The organism is Pseudoalteromonas sp. APC 3250 (assembly GCF_030407915.1).
GTDB lineage: Bacteria > Pseudomonadota > Gammaproteobacteria > Enterobacterales > Alteromonadaceae > Pseudoalteromonas > Pseudoalteromonas tetraodonis.
In genome coordinates this window covers 1-13,201 of the sequence record NZ_JASDCM010000024.1, presented here as the reverse complement: position 1 = coordinate 13,201, position 13,201 = coordinate 1, and the positions used below count along the sequence as shown (strand labels likewise).

Here is a 13,201-nt window from a genome sequence, read left to right as displayed (position 1 = left end):
AAAAAAGGAAAATGTATGTTAATTAAATCCTTTAATTTAAAAATTTTATTGCTACTAATTTTTAGCACTGTTAGTTCTTTTACTGTTAGTGCACATGACGATGAAAAATATTCAAAAAAAGGCAAGGCCTTTGTCAATGTTGATAGCGAGGCTGCAAAAACAGTCAGCCTATTTCATGCATCTCTAAAACAAGGCAATCGCGAAGCTGCACGTAAATTACTGGCCGACGATGTCATCATTTTTGAAGGCGGAAGTGTTGAGCGTTCTGCAGATGAATACGCGAAACATCATATGATAGCGGATATGAAATTCTTAAGTGCTGTTAATAGTGAACTACTAGAGCATCAAGTTTACACAAATGGAGACATAGCTTACTCAATTTCAAGAAGTAAAACTCAAGGAAAGTACAAAGGAAAAGATATTAAGTCTATGGGAATGGAATCAATCACATTAAAAAACACCGATACAGGTTGGAAAATCACTCATATTCATTGGTCAAATTAAGGAGTTAACAATGCGAGTAATCTACATTACCTCAGCGTTATTTTTATCATTAACTATGTCATTTTCGGCGATAAGTATCGAAAAACAACATAAAGCATTAATAACTTATGAGAATTCAGAAAAACCTAAAATTGAGCTTACCGTTTATAAAAGTAAAAATTGTGGATGTTGTAATAAGTGGATTGCTCATTTGAGCGAAAACAATATTCAAACAAAAGCAATTAACGTCAATGACATGGGGACGATTAAATCTCAGTATCAAATAAAATCAAATATGCGGTCATGCCATACAGCCGTTTCAGCCGATGGATTTGTATTTGAAGGTCATGTTCCCGCCAAACATATAAAACAGTTTTTAGCTGAACAACATCCTGAAAAGACGATAGGGCTCTCTGTTCCCGCTATGCCTGCTGGTACGCCAGGTATGGAAATGGGCGATCGCTTTTATAAATATAATATTGAAATGCTTACGCACGATTTACAGCAAAATACTTATAAGCATATTAGCAAATACGCTGAGCAGTTTTAACACTTATGGCACAACTCTTGATGTAATATTAAACATTGATTCAATGATTAAATATATAGTGGGTTTACGCCTAATAACCTGTAAGAATTACCCATTGGTATAAATGATATACAAAGTAAATGATAGAAAGGAGCCATCTAATGTCGCAGTATTTAAAGTTTTTCTTAATGATAGCCACATCAACATTAGTCATGTTTGTACTGATGTATTTGAATACTTATCAGCTAAGTCATGTTTTTTTTAGTGAAACTCGCACTTATATGGCGCTTTATATGGGAGCCATGATGGCAGTGATAATGCTACTTTTCATGCTCAATATGTATAAAGATAAAAAGAAAAATATAACAGTACTCATTGCTAGTGTTACCGTATTTGCGGGAAGTTTATTTTTAGTTCGATCACAAGCGACTGTTGATGATAGCTCATGGATGTCGGCGATGATCCCACATCATTCAATTGCAATACTCACCAGTGAAAGGGCAAAAATCAAAGATAAGCGAGTCCAAGAGCTTGCAACAAATATTATTGAGGCACAGCGTCGTGAGATTAAAGAAATGCAGTGGTTACTAAAGGATATAGAGAAAAATGGCCTAGCAGAAACTCAGGAGCAAGCACAATCTAGGACCGTACCGGATTTTAATGCTAAGTAAAATTTTATACCAATACATAAAAGGGAGCTAAACATGAGTAAATCAGCCCAACTTTTTAGAATGGCCACAGATGAGCATATTTGTCCGTTTGGTTTAAAATCAAAAGACCTACTAGAGCGAGAGGGATATACAGTTGATGATCAGCTATTAACTTCTCGAGAGCAAACAGATGAATTTAAAAAACAACACAGTGTAGAAACTACACCTCAAACATTTATTGATAATAAACGTATAGGTGGCTATGACGACTTACTCGATTACTTTGATAAGCCAAAAGCTGGGCAAGAAGGTACAACTTACACGCCCGTGATTGCGATTTTTTCGGTTAGTTTTTTGCTTAGTGTGGCATTTAGTTTTGCAGCGAATAATAGCTTATTATCAATGCAAACCGCTGAACTGTTTGTAGCCCTAACAATGGCAGTGTTAGCAATACAAAAGCTTCAAGACTTATTTAGCTTTACTAATTCATTTATAACCTATGACTTAGTCGCTATGAAAGTAGTCAGGTACGCCTATGTTTACCCATTTTTAGAAGCATTTGTTGGCATTGGAATGATAGCCGGATTACCAGCCTATATTATTGCCCCTATTTCATTGTTCATAGGTGGGGTTGGTGCTGTTTCAGTGATAAAAGCAGTCTATATAGATAAACGAGAGTTAAAATGTGCGTGTGTAGGCGGTGACAGTAACGTACCACTAGGGTTTATCTCCCTAACAGAAAACCTGTTTATGATCGCTGCCGGTATTTGGATGTTTGTTAAGTAAACAACAGCTTTAATTTAAAAACATGATGATGTACTAGTGTGATTACCAAGGGATTATGTCGCTCTAATTACCGAGCGACTTTGTCGTAAATAGCATATCAGCTGTACTAGCTCATATCAGATCTCACAGTTTAAGTGAATAAGTTTAGACTTCATCAGGCAGACTGCTATGAGCGAGTTACGGACATTGAACATATGCTGGTGAACGTGGATATTCTAATATTTTACAGTTAAAAAAAAATGTCTCAACAAAACTAATGGACTTGTAGCCATTAAAGTATGATGAAATCTACCCGAGAAAAGAGTCCTAATATTCAGAGTAATATTGCGTGTAGTGCTGTAAATCATTTTTTCAGTTTTTCTTAAGTAAATCTTAAGGTTTGCCTGATATTTTATTAAGACACTTTTTATTTAGCCGATAGGTTTCTTTAATTGCTTGACTTATCGGTGATTAATTTGCAAATTTATTATCGCTAATAACTAAAAAACAGGGATTTATATATGTTATCAGTTGTACTTCCTGCCAAAGACGAAGCCGAAAATATTGGCCATCTTATTGAAGAAATTCATACCAGCCTTGCTGATTTATACCCGTTTGAGATTATCGTTGTCGATGATGGCTGTAGTGATAGTACCTTTGAAACCGCCCTCGAAACTGGAAGAACATTAGGCTGTGATGTAAAAGCTATCAAACATGCCTACAGTGTCGGACAAAGCACAGCGATTGTGTCGGGTGTGTTACAGGCGAAATACACCTTGATGGCGACCCTTGATGCCGACGGACAAAACGATCCGGCTGATTTGCCTAAATTAGTTGAGCGCGCTCAACAAATAGAAGCCGCTAATTTTTGCGTAATTGGCTACCGTAAAAACCGAAAAGACACGCCTTGGAAACGTTTTCAGTCGCGTTTTGCTAATAAATTCCGCGATGCTATTTTACATGATGGTGTGCCAGATACCGGCTGTGGTTTGAAAGTAGTGCCCACAGCCACATACCTAAGGCTACCACACTTTAACCATATGCACCGTTATATTCCTGCTTTGGTCAAACGTATGGGAGGCGAAGTGCAAGTGCAAGAAGTGAACCACCGCGATCGTGAACATGGTCTATCAAAATACACGGCTTGGAATCGAGCTTGGGTCGGTATTGTTGATGTATTAGGCATGATGTGGCTTATTCGTCGTGGCAAAGTGCCAATGGTTAATGAAATTCAAACGAGTAACACTAGTGACGATTAACAGGCTCGCTAAATTTATTGTTAGTTTGTCGTTATTTATTGCGATAGCGTTTGCAGTTCAACAAGGTTTTTTTGAACATATCGCTGACAGTAACTGGGTCGCTAAGTTTGTTAAAGAACAAGGCAAACAAGCCGTTGTTGTATTGATGGCGATGGGGGCTGCCTATGCCGCTCTTGGTGCGCCACGCCAATTGTTAGCGTTTGCGTTTGGTTTTGCTTTTGGGGCTGTTGAAGGGGCACTTTTAGCGTTAGTAGCAACAGAGCTCGGTTGTATTTTGTCATTTTACGCCGCCAAATGGTTGTTTCGCTCAAGCTTGCAACGCAAATTTAATAAAAGTTTAATGAAATTTGAACGCTTGGTTAAAGACAATACCACCTTAAAGGTATTGATGATTCGGTTGTTACCTATCGGCAGTAACTTGTTTACTAATGTCGCAGCTGGAGCAACTACAGTACCGGCTCAGGGGTTTTTTCTTGGTAGCTTTATTGGCTACATTCCACAAACCTTAATTTTTGCCTACGCTGGCGCTGGAATTGGTTTATCAGAGCACGAAAAAATACTCATCAGTATTGCGCTGTTTATTGTTTCATCGGTAATTGGCTCACTGCTTTATCGCAGTCAATTTCGTCGTAAAGTACAAGAACTATAAAGAAGTTAGGTTATGAAAAATATAATAAAAACCTTCGAACAAGATGATTATTACGCCGTCTTAAAAATCTTACTGGCCTTTGCCGCTGTTATTATTTTATTAGGTATTGGTATTCGTTCACCGTGGCCTGCTGATGAACCTCGATTTGTTGAAGTAGCCAGAGAAATGGTTGCCACTGGCAATTGGCTATTTCCAATGCGTGGCGGTGAATTTTATCCTGATAAACCACCAGTTTTTATGTGGTCAATCGCTCTTTTTTATTCACTTATTGGCAACCTAAAACTGGCATTTTTACTGCCAAACGCCATCTGTGGCTTGATCACTTTATTTTTGGTGTATGATCTTGGGGCAAAACTCCATAGTGTTCGCGTGGGTCGCAATGCCGCTTTACTTTTATTAATTACACCACAATTTTTGATCCAAGCTAAAGCTGCCCAAATTGATGCGATGGTGATGTGTTGGATAACGATTGGTTGTTATGGCTTTATCCGTCATTTCATTTTAGGGCCCAATTGGCGCTGGTATTTTATTTCGTGGGCATTTATGGCGCTCGGCATTATTACTAAAGGGGTAGGTTTTTTACCTGTACTCATGTTTATTCCCATCATTGCTTATCGCTTGGCGAATAAAGACTATTTTAAAGGCAGGCTCACCTTCGCTTGTTGGTTAGGTTTTGTGCCCTTTTTCTTGGTGTTGGCGGCTTGGTTTGTACCGATGATGATTACGGTGGCAGAGCAAGCGACCCCTGAATTAATTCAGTACAAAAACAATATTCTGTTCAAGCAAACGGGCGAACGGTACGCCAATGCCTGGCATCACCTTGAGCCTTGGTATTATTTTATTGTTAGTGTAATTCCCGTGATGTGGTTTCCATTACCAATTTTATTGTTGAGCTCGCTAAAGCATGTTTATCACAAATTAAAAACAGATCCAGTATTGATGATATTGTTTGCTTGGGTTGTGCTTGTGGTGTGTTTTTTCAGTATTAGTCCGGGCAAGCGCGGGGTTTATGTGTTACCTGCATTGCCGATGTTGTCGCTGTTTACCACCATTGCTTACCATGAAGTTAAACTACCGTTATGGTTTAACCGCATCAGCAAAAGCATTTTATGGTTAATTGCTATTGTGCTTGTTGTCGCTTGCATTGGTTTATTAACGGGTCATAAAAAATTAGTGAAACCATTAACCGCATACCCTGAAATGATCCCGTGGGCGGCAGGTTTAGCGTTTATTTTAGCAGCGATATGGTTAGTTAGTTTATGGCGATTACGGTCGAAAAACGCCTTTTTTAATTTAGGAATGGTAATTGTCGCTTCTTGGTTAATAGTGAGTACCTTAGGATATTGGCTAGCCGAGCCCCTGCGCACACCCAAACATGTTATTGAAGAAGTGGAAAACACCTTAGGTCAGCATGGTGAGCGCGGTGAACTTGGGTTAGTGAAATTTAAAGAGCAATTTTTATTGTTTTCACAATTACCAATAACGCATTTTAGTTACCTAGCAACGGATGAAGAAGAAGAGCGTAACGCATGGCTATGGATGGGCGAGAAGGCGGGTCGATTTATTTTAGTGCCAGATGATGCCAACTTAACGTGTTTCGATGTGTCTAACGGGCAAGATATGGGCTACGCTCACAGGCAGCACTGGTTATTATTAAGTGCTAAGCAAATGGCAGAAAACTGCCAAGCGCCAAAAGTTATTAAGCGTTTTAGTGTTCCTAGAGAAGCGTATTAATGAAAATAGCTGTAGTAGGAGCAGGTTTTGTTGGTTTGTCTAATGCCATTTTACTTGCTCAGCATAATAAGGTGGTTATCTACGATATCGTTCCAGCGAAAGTAGATTTAATTAATAGTCGTAAATCTCCCTTTGTCGATAAAGAAATAGAAGCTTTTTTATTTAAAGATGATCTCGATTTTGTTCAGTCACTTGAAAGCGCGTTAGGAATTAAAGCCAAGAAAAATTTTATGCCGATGCAAGCGGGCGATGTTTACCAAACCTTTGCAGATATTGATGACTTATTTAATGTTACTGGCTATAAGCCTAAAATGAGTGTTGAACAGGGCGTTAATAACTTTGTTGACTGGTATCGTGAATTTTATGGTTAAGTGATTTATCTATCCATTTTTGCATAATAGTGACATCTAGAGATGTCCGCCTATATTTCTAATATCAGTAATTATCTGCTGTAATCAAACAGGACACTTTGATAATGGAATATTATCCAATACTATTCATCAAGGTCCGTTCATGGCACAAAACCGACCTCAGTCTCTAACTCATTTTTGTCCATTGGCGAGTTAACCTCTTACTCGCCATTGCCCCGAAACAATTTACAAACTTGAATGTTGACGGGCAGCATTGAGCGAATAGCGAACAACAAATCTAATGGAAATACTACACTTTTAATAGGATTATGTATCGTGCGGCGGCATAATATTATTAACGTTGGCAATAGGAGGTTGCATGAACTTAATTGAATCAAAAGAAACTTATTTAAATGAGTTAATAGACATAAATGAACTGCACAAAAGGGCGCTTAGCCTTGCCATCGATTGTGTAATTGACAACGAATCTGAAGGTCAGGATCTGCCGATCGTTTTAACTAGCTATGATGATATTTGCAAGGATCAAATTTCTCACCTCTTGACGAGCTTTTGCGAGAAAATTTATCCAAATTCTGGTATTTCTTTCAAGGCTCATAACCTCTTTCTCTTCGGCACTGATTTTGAAAGTACATGTGATTCATTGATAAGAAATATGCGTAGATATGAGCAAAGCTATATTTATTTAGCTGATAGCCCTACTTCGTTTGAAAACTTACCATCAGGCTTATTTCATATTGTAGACATTGAATACAAGAACGTTACGCGATACAAGAATACTAGAAAAGGGGATGTTCCACAGAAAAAGTACGTGGATGAATATGGCGCTGACGACTACCTTTCAGGGTTATTTGACCTAGTCGCATTTGGTGAAAAGATTAAGGTATCAGATGCGACTGAAGCTTCTAATTTACTATTTGATGAATGTAATGCATGCATAATCCGTCCTATTCCCGCCCCAAAAGGGGCTGAGTATAGTTCAAAAATAACGATTTCATCGCCGGAGTGGGAGAAGCTAGCGTGCGTCGCGCTTAGAAGATACCAACACAGGGAATGCGGAGATGGTATGAATTGGGATATTTCTGATGAAGGGTGGAAAAACGTTGAGGCTTATCCTTTTACTGAAAAGTTACTAGTGCCGGGCACAAGCGAAAAAAGAGATTGTTTAATAGGTTTAGTAACAATGAATATAAATGAAGGATGCTTACCTCTTTTATCAACAGTGTGGCTCCACCCCCTTTTTCGACGCAAAGGTAAGCTCAAAAATTTATGGTCAGACTTAAAATATACGTATGGCAATTTTGATGTGGAGCAACCCAACGCCAATATGAAAGCCTTTATGAAGGCCATGAGTGACTCAAAGAAATCCGAGTTGTAATTTCACCTTATTAATGTTTTTAACGTCCGCTTTTGGCACAGAGCCGTCCTTCGGCTCTAACTCATTTATGTCCAAAAACGCGCTAGAGTGGCCGTCTGCTCATAGCTGCATATCAGGTGGCTTCTATACTTATTAAGCTACTTCAAATTATGATTGTTATTAACTTTGATCCCATGATTGATGTCAAAGAGCAGCTTCACTATGCTTATATTTAGCTTACCCAAAGACAACCCTCATAGAAGCACGTAATTATCGCTGGTATGTGTAAACTCAAATCGCCCCGATTTATCTGATATGTCATAAGTAGATTTAGTATCATTATCATGGTGATATAAAAAATCACTTTGATGAGTATGATTCAACACTTTGCATTTGGATCTTACTAATAATATGGCAACTATAGTGCACGTTAAACTCTGTATTAATCTTTCGTTGGATTTAAAAAGTAGATAACACTTTGGTTGCTAAATTTAGGTGGCATTCGTATAGAAAACTTGAAGATAACATTATTTATTATTCACTCTCGTTACGGCCAGCGTTACCCATGCTTTGAATTTTTACTTCGTACAGGTGGGAAAGCTCATGCTTTTCTTCTTGCGAACGAAAGCGCAGTTCGTCTACTTTTTCGAGCGCATCACGCAGTGAATAACCGCTTTGAATTTTGTTTTTGATCTCGCTAAAAATCTCACCGATTTTGTATTCAATGGTATCTGGGCGCTCCGCACGAAGCTTAAAGCCTTTAAGGTATGGAAATAACTCACCATCAACAAAATCCATTAAGTCGCTGCCGGTTAAGGCGTTATCGTGATCAAACTCACCATTAGCAGTTTTAGGCGCAGCCCAAGAACTCCAGCGGTATTTCTCATCGATAATGTATTGGTAGTCTTCTGCGATCAATTCGGCTTCTTGCGACTTTGTAAACTCTAAGTCATCAAGGTATTTTAAAAATAGCATCCACGACGATTGCTCGGTGTAGTCTAGTTCGCTAGAACAGCCAGCATTTTTATGGAAAATGTCGTCGATATTTTAAAGGTTTGATCGAACATGTAAATTAAGTCCTTGTTAGCCAATGAGTTTGAGATGATTTTTTTGCTTAAAGCAACTCACTCGCTTATTTATATTTCTGAGGTAATAGTGATTAATATACCCTAATTAATTAAAAAATTAATAATATATTAGTATCAAGTAGTTTTTGGTTAATCTAGGTCAATTTTATACTTTTTCCTTGCCGGTAGTATCTCTTCAAACTCGCAATTTAATGCGTTTACTAATTTATATAAGGTTTCGAGTTTAATATTAACATTACCTCTTTCCATTTTTCCGTAATTACCGCGCTCTATACCGACATAGGCGGCAAAGCCTTCTTGCGAATAACCTGCTTCTTTTCGTTTTTCTCGTAGTTTTTCACCAAAATTTTTAACTAAATCACTCACCAGATTCCCCTCAAGGCAAAATGATTAGATTTTCATGTTGAGGGCTTAACTACCACGCCCTATAATACCCATTATTATAAGAAGTTTATTAGGATTTACTTTGAAATTTGACCCTCTCGTAGCTCAAATTATTGTTGCACCAAATTTTGATAACTTTACAACAAGTGATGTGCGCTCGGCGTACTTAGCATTAAAAAGTGATTCTTCTTTAGTACCTACCGCAGTTAGGCGAAGTATATACGCAGAACTGCTCAAGCTTGTTAAAAAAGGCTGGCTGAAAAAGGTGGTATCAAATAAAAAAGGATTTACGCGATTCAATAAAACAGAGAGCTTTGATGTTGAGGTAATTACTCACTTAGCTAGTTCAATACCTATTTCAATCACAGAAAAAGAAAATGATAAACATGCGCTGTTACTTAGTAAGTTAAACCATTACAAAGCCGAGTTATTATTGAATATGGGGGAATCAGAGGCGTATAAAGAGCTCTATTTGGAGTCACCCGAACTGGTAGATGAACTACAGCCACAATACAACAAAGCAAGAGACAACAATACCAGAATACTTGGCAAGATTAGAGCGATTGAAGGCTTACTGAAGCAAAACGAAGCATTAGAAAAAATATGAAACTAAGACTATGGCAAGCCGAATGTATTAATTTTGCGCTTACACAATATCAGAACGGCAATAGCCACTTTTTAGCCTTGGCAACTCCTGGGGCGGGTAAAACTTTGATGGCTTCAGAATTAGCTAACCAGTTATTAAAAAGCAATATGGTCGATTTAATCATTTGTTTTTCACCGTCGTCTATTGTTTCCCAAGACTTTAAGGAAAGCTTACAGCTAAAAACGAATGAACGATTTGATGGGTTTATTGGCGCTAAAGGTAGAGCTTTAACCTATCAAAGCTTACAGTATTTAGATGTGCACTTTTGGCAACTATTTGAACGATATCGTGTTTTTGTAATATTTGATGAAATTCATCATTGTGCAGGCTCTAATATTGACAATGCCAATGCATGGGGTGAGCAGATAATACTTAACATTCAAAATAAAGCACAGTACACATTAGCCTTAACAGGCACTCCCTGGCGCTCTGACGCTGCTCCTATTGTTCTTTCATCGTATCAACAGCCTAACAATAAAATAACGTGTGACTACGTTTACGGGCTTTCTGAGGCTATTGGAGATAATGTTTGTCGGGTTCCACAAATAGTAGCTGTTGATAATAGCCGCATTACAGTTGTAGATGACGCTGACACCAAAACATTTAACTGCTTTAAAGCGTTATTAAACGACTCTGGCGTTTCTTATCAAGAAATTATTGAAAATGAAGCGGTAATAAAATACATGATTTCTTCAGCTCAAAAGAAGCTGACTTCAATCAGAGTGAAAACCCCCGATGCAGCGGGGTTAATTGTTGCATCGTCTGTTGAGCATGCCCATCAAATCTCTATGTTAATGCGAACTCAGTTTGACGAGGGTAGCACTGTTGTAACCTATCGAGAAAATGAACCTACAAGTATTATTCAGCAGTTTAGGTATGCACAAACTAAGTGGATTATTTCTGTTGGTATGATTAGCGAAGGTACAAACATCCCTCGTTTGCAGGTTTGCTGCCACCTTACAAACATAAAAACAGAAATGCATTTTAGGCAAATATTGGGCCGTATACTGAGGGTAACAAACTCTAAAAACCAAGAAGCTATTATGTACATGCCCGCCGAACCTAAGCTTTTAGAGTATGCGTATAGAGTTAATCAAGATGTTCCTTTTGAAGCTGATGTAGTTAAGTTTGAAAAGATGAAAGCTACTGCTAAAGAGCCTACAGAAGGTAAAGATTTAAGTAAAATGACTTTTAATAAGAAAAATAAAAAACCTTCCAAAGCTCAGTTTGATTTAGATAACTTTGCTGACTTTTTTGATCAGCCAGTTATGAGCAATAGGCCTGAAGCGACTGAGGAGCATTTTTTAACCGGTGCCTATGAGCGAATAATTAATATATCAGGCCGCTTTCAGCAAGAGGCTATTGCTTTGGGGTTAAGTGAATTGAGATAGACTGTTAATTGATCTCTGCAAAAAAACACTGTATTTTTATACAGGCTTCATTTTTTATTAATAAATATGCGAAAAATAATTCATGTAGATATGGACGCATTTTATGTGTCTGTAGAAATTAGAGACAACCCAAAGCTAGCGAATAAGCCCGTTGCAGTTGGTGGTAGCAGGAGCTCTAGAGGCGTGCTCTCTACTAGTAATTATATAGCGAGGCGATATGGTGTAAGAAGTGCAATGCCGACAAGTGTAGCACTGCGAAAATGCCCTGACTTAATTTTGGTTCCGGGCAGAATGGAAGTATATAAATCGGTAAGCTCTCAAATTAGAGAGATTTTCGAACGATATACAGACATTATTGAGCCCCTAAGCTTAGATGAAGCATACTTGGACGTTACTGATTGTAAGCTCTTTAGCGGTTCAGCCACGCTAATCGCACAAGATATATGTCGCTCTATCCATAAAGAATTAAATCTCACAGCTTCTGCTGGCGTTGCACCAATAAAGTTTTTAGCTAAAGTTGCCTCTGACTTAAATAAACCAAATGGTGTTTATGTCATTCCCCCTAAAGATGTAGATTCTTTTATCGATAATATGGAGTTAAAAAAAATCCCTGGTGTTGGTAAAGTAACTAATGAAAAGCTACTTCTTAATAACCTTAAGTTTGGTAGAGACGTGAAAGCATCTAGCTTAGAGTATTTAACTTCTAAATATGGAAAGCTTGGTCGATTGTTATGGGACCGATGCAGTGGAAGTGACGATAGACCAATTATGGTCAGTAGAGAAAGAAAGTCGGTAGGTGTTGAAAGAACGTTCCCTGAAGATATATTAGATCTATCTATTCTTGATGATATTCTCAAAAATAAATTACTCCCAGAGCTTCAAAAAAGAGCCGAAAAACAATTGTTAGATAGAGGTATCAGCAAGATTGGCGTTAAAGTTAAGTTCTCTGATTTTCATCAAACAACTAAAGAGTTTTCAACAGATAAAATTGACTTGGCCATTTTATCTGAATTATTAGTTGAAGCCTTTGCACGAGGAAATGGAAAAAAAGTACGTCTACTTGGTATCCACATAGGGCTTACACCTAATAAAAGTGAAACAGAGCAAATTTCATTTGAGTGGTAGTACGATTTAAGGGACAGTCTATTGGTAAGCGCCACTTAAATTGAGATTTCACGGCAGCTTGAGAATAGTTTGAATTTCAAGCACGGTGTAGTGTTGGAGTTTATTAGTTAGAGCCTGCTTTAAATTAAAGTAAGGTTAGTTAAGGTTTAGGTTTAGGTTTAGGTAAATATTTTAATGGTCGAAAATTTATTACATTAAGTCTTTAAAAACTTTAGTCTATAGATACGGAATTTATCAACAGGCTATTTCCGGTATGTGCCATTTCCGGACGTTCGTAACGCGTCAAGCAGGGGCGCAGCTTTGTTGCGTCCCTGCTTGATTGTTAGCTACTTTTCGCCTTTTGATCCGCTGTCGGAAGCGCTTGTCTTACCTCCATCAGTGTTGCCCTTAAAGATCACATTTTGTGGACCAATTGGCTTAGGAGCTGCTGAAGGCGTTGGCAAAGGGGCTGCACTGGGAGCCGCTTGCTGTCCTTGGTTGCTGTTACCCGAATCATTATCGGCCATATTTTCTTCCTTTTTTTGGGATATATTATCAATTAAATTTACTTGGTAAACCTTATCTACTGTAGTAACTCGTTCGTAAATATAAAAAGGCGAAGCACAGAATAGAAAGACAAAGGCAACAACCACGAATAAGGTTGCATTGAATCGCCCCGTGTTTGCCAGAGACTCAATAACTTGAGAAACTGGAACTATGAAAAAATCAAATCGCTATACATCAGAATTTCGTGAACGTGCAATTAGGCTTGTTACCACACAACAGCATGAATA

General features: G+C 38.0%; 14 protein-coding genes and 2 pseudogenes. 13 read left to right on the top strand and 3 right to left on the bottom strand.

From position 1 onward, the window contains the following. The first annotated feature begins 15 nt into the window (after positions 1-15). From QL986_RS17465 to QL986_RS17420, 10 genes and pseudogenes are all read left to right on the top strand, one after another. Entirely contained in the window at positions 16-504 is a 489-nt protein-coding gene (locus QL986_RS17465; protein WP_008109928.1) for a nuclear transport factor 2 family protein, read from the top strand. A gap of 10 nt (positions 505-514) precedes the next feature. Next, complete coding sequence (locus tag QL986_RS17460) at positions 515-1,033, top strand: DUF411 domain-containing protein (protein ID WP_024032684.1); 519 nt, start codon at positions 515-517, stop codon at positions 1,031-1,033. A gap of 140 nt (positions 1,034-1,173) precedes the next feature. Next, positions 1,174-1,683, top strand: a complete 510-nt coding sequence (locus tag QL986_RS17455; protein ID WP_024032683.1) for a DUF305 domain-containing protein — start codon at positions 1,174-1,176, stop codon at positions 1,681-1,683. Between the two features lie 33 nt (positions 1,684-1,716). Beyond that, on the top strand, positions 1,717-2,448 hold the full coding sequence (locus QL986_RS17450; RefSeq protein ID WP_024032682.1) for a glutaredoxin: 732 nt from the start codon (positions 1,717-1,719) through the stop codon (positions 2,446-2,448). Positions 2,449-2,948: 500 nt separating this feature from the next. Further along, positions 2,949-3,686 (top strand): glycosyltransferase family 2 protein, encoded by a 738-nt coding sequence (locus tag QL986_RS17445; protein WP_024603948.1) that lies wholly within the window; start codon positions 2,949-2,951, stop codon positions 3,684-3,686. Next, positions 3,652-4,335 carry a VTT domain-containing protein gene (locus tag QL986_RS17440; protein ID WP_033011230.1) on the top strand — a complete coding sequence of 228 codons (684 nt, stop codon included), beginning with the start codon at positions 3,652-3,654 and terminating at the stop codon, positions 4,333-4,335. The genes QL986_RS17445 and QL986_RS17440 overlap by 35 nt, the downstream gene beginning before the upstream one ends. A gap of 12 nt (positions 4,336-4,347) precedes the next feature. Then, positions 4,348-6,069, top strand: a complete 1,722-nt coding sequence (locus tag QL986_RS17435; RefSeq protein ID WP_024603946.1) for a glycosyltransferase family 39 protein — start codon at positions 4,348-4,350, stop codon at positions 6,067-6,069. Further along, a pseudogene (locus tag QL986_RS17430) lies at positions 6,069-6,227 on the top strand (UDP-glucose 6-dehydrogenase); the annotation flags it as partial. The gene QL986_RS17435 and the pseudogene QL986_RS17430, both read left to right, overlap by 1 nt. Before the next feature lie 15 nt (positions 6,228-6,242). Next, a pseudogene (locus tag QL986_RS17425) lies at positions 6,243-6,440 on the top strand (protein CapI); the annotation flags it as partial. Positions 6,441-6,798: 358 nt separating this feature from the next. Continuing rightward, a complete protein-coding gene (locus QL986_RS17420; RefSeq protein ID WP_138764487.1) occupies positions 6,799-7,815 on the top strand; it encodes a hypothetical protein in 1,017 nt (338 codons plus the stop codon). A gap of 513 nt (positions 7,816-8,328) precedes the next feature. On the opposite strand, the gene QL986_RS17415 is transcribed toward QL986_RS17420, so the two are convergent. Together QL986_RS17415 and QL986_RS17410 are read right to left on the bottom strand one after the other, a co-directional pair. After that, the gene (locus tag QL986_RS17415) at positions 8,329-8,829 is read right to left on the bottom strand and encodes a type I restriction-modification system subunit M N-terminal domain-containing protein (RefSeq protein WP_231485777.1); all 501 of its coding nucleotides are present in this window, start codon (positions 8,827-8,829) and stop codon (positions 8,329-8,331) included. Between the two features lie 182 nt (positions 8,830-9,011). Then, positions 9,012-9,248 (bottom strand): helix-turn-helix transcriptional regulator, encoded by a 237-nt coding sequence (locus QL986_RS17410; RefSeq protein ID WP_028834328.1) that lies wholly within the window; start codon positions 9,246-9,248, stop codon positions 9,012-9,014. A 100-nt stretch (positions 9,249-9,348) separates the two neighbouring features. Here QL986_RS17410 and QL986_RS17405 point away from each other — a divergent pair, with 100 nt between their 5' ends. The 3 genes from QL986_RS17405 to dinB all read left to right on the top strand — a co-directional run bounded on the left by QL986_RS17405 (position 9,349) and on the right by dinB (position 12,428). Next, positions 9,349-9,873, top strand: coding sequence for a hypothetical protein (locus QL986_RS17405; protein ID WP_028834329.1), 525 nt, complete (start codon positions 9,349-9,351; stop codon positions 9,871-9,873). After that, positions 9,870-11,303, top strand: a complete 1,434-nt coding sequence (locus QL986_RS17400) for a DEAD/DEAH box helicase family protein (RefSeq protein ID WP_028834330.1) — start codon at positions 9,870-9,872, stop codon at positions 11,301-11,303. The genes QL986_RS17405 and QL986_RS17400 overlap by 4 nt, the downstream gene beginning before the upstream one ends. Positions 11,304-11,369: 66 nt before the next feature. Beyond that, the gene (gene dinB / locus QL986_RS17395) at positions 11,370-12,428 is read left to right on the top strand and encodes a DNA polymerase IV (protein ID WP_028834331.1); all 1,059 of its coding nucleotides are present in this window, start codon (positions 11,370-11,372) and stop codon (positions 12,426-12,428) included. A gap of 326 nt (positions 12,429-12,754) precedes the next feature. Here the strand turns inward: dinB and QL986_RS17390 are convergent, their stop codons facing one another. Further along, a complete protein-coding gene (locus tag QL986_RS17390; protein WP_290191762.1) occupies positions 12,755-12,934 on the bottom strand; it encodes a hypothetical protein in 180 nt (59 codons plus the stop codon). Between the last annotated feature and the right edge of the window lie 267 nt (positions 12,935-13,201).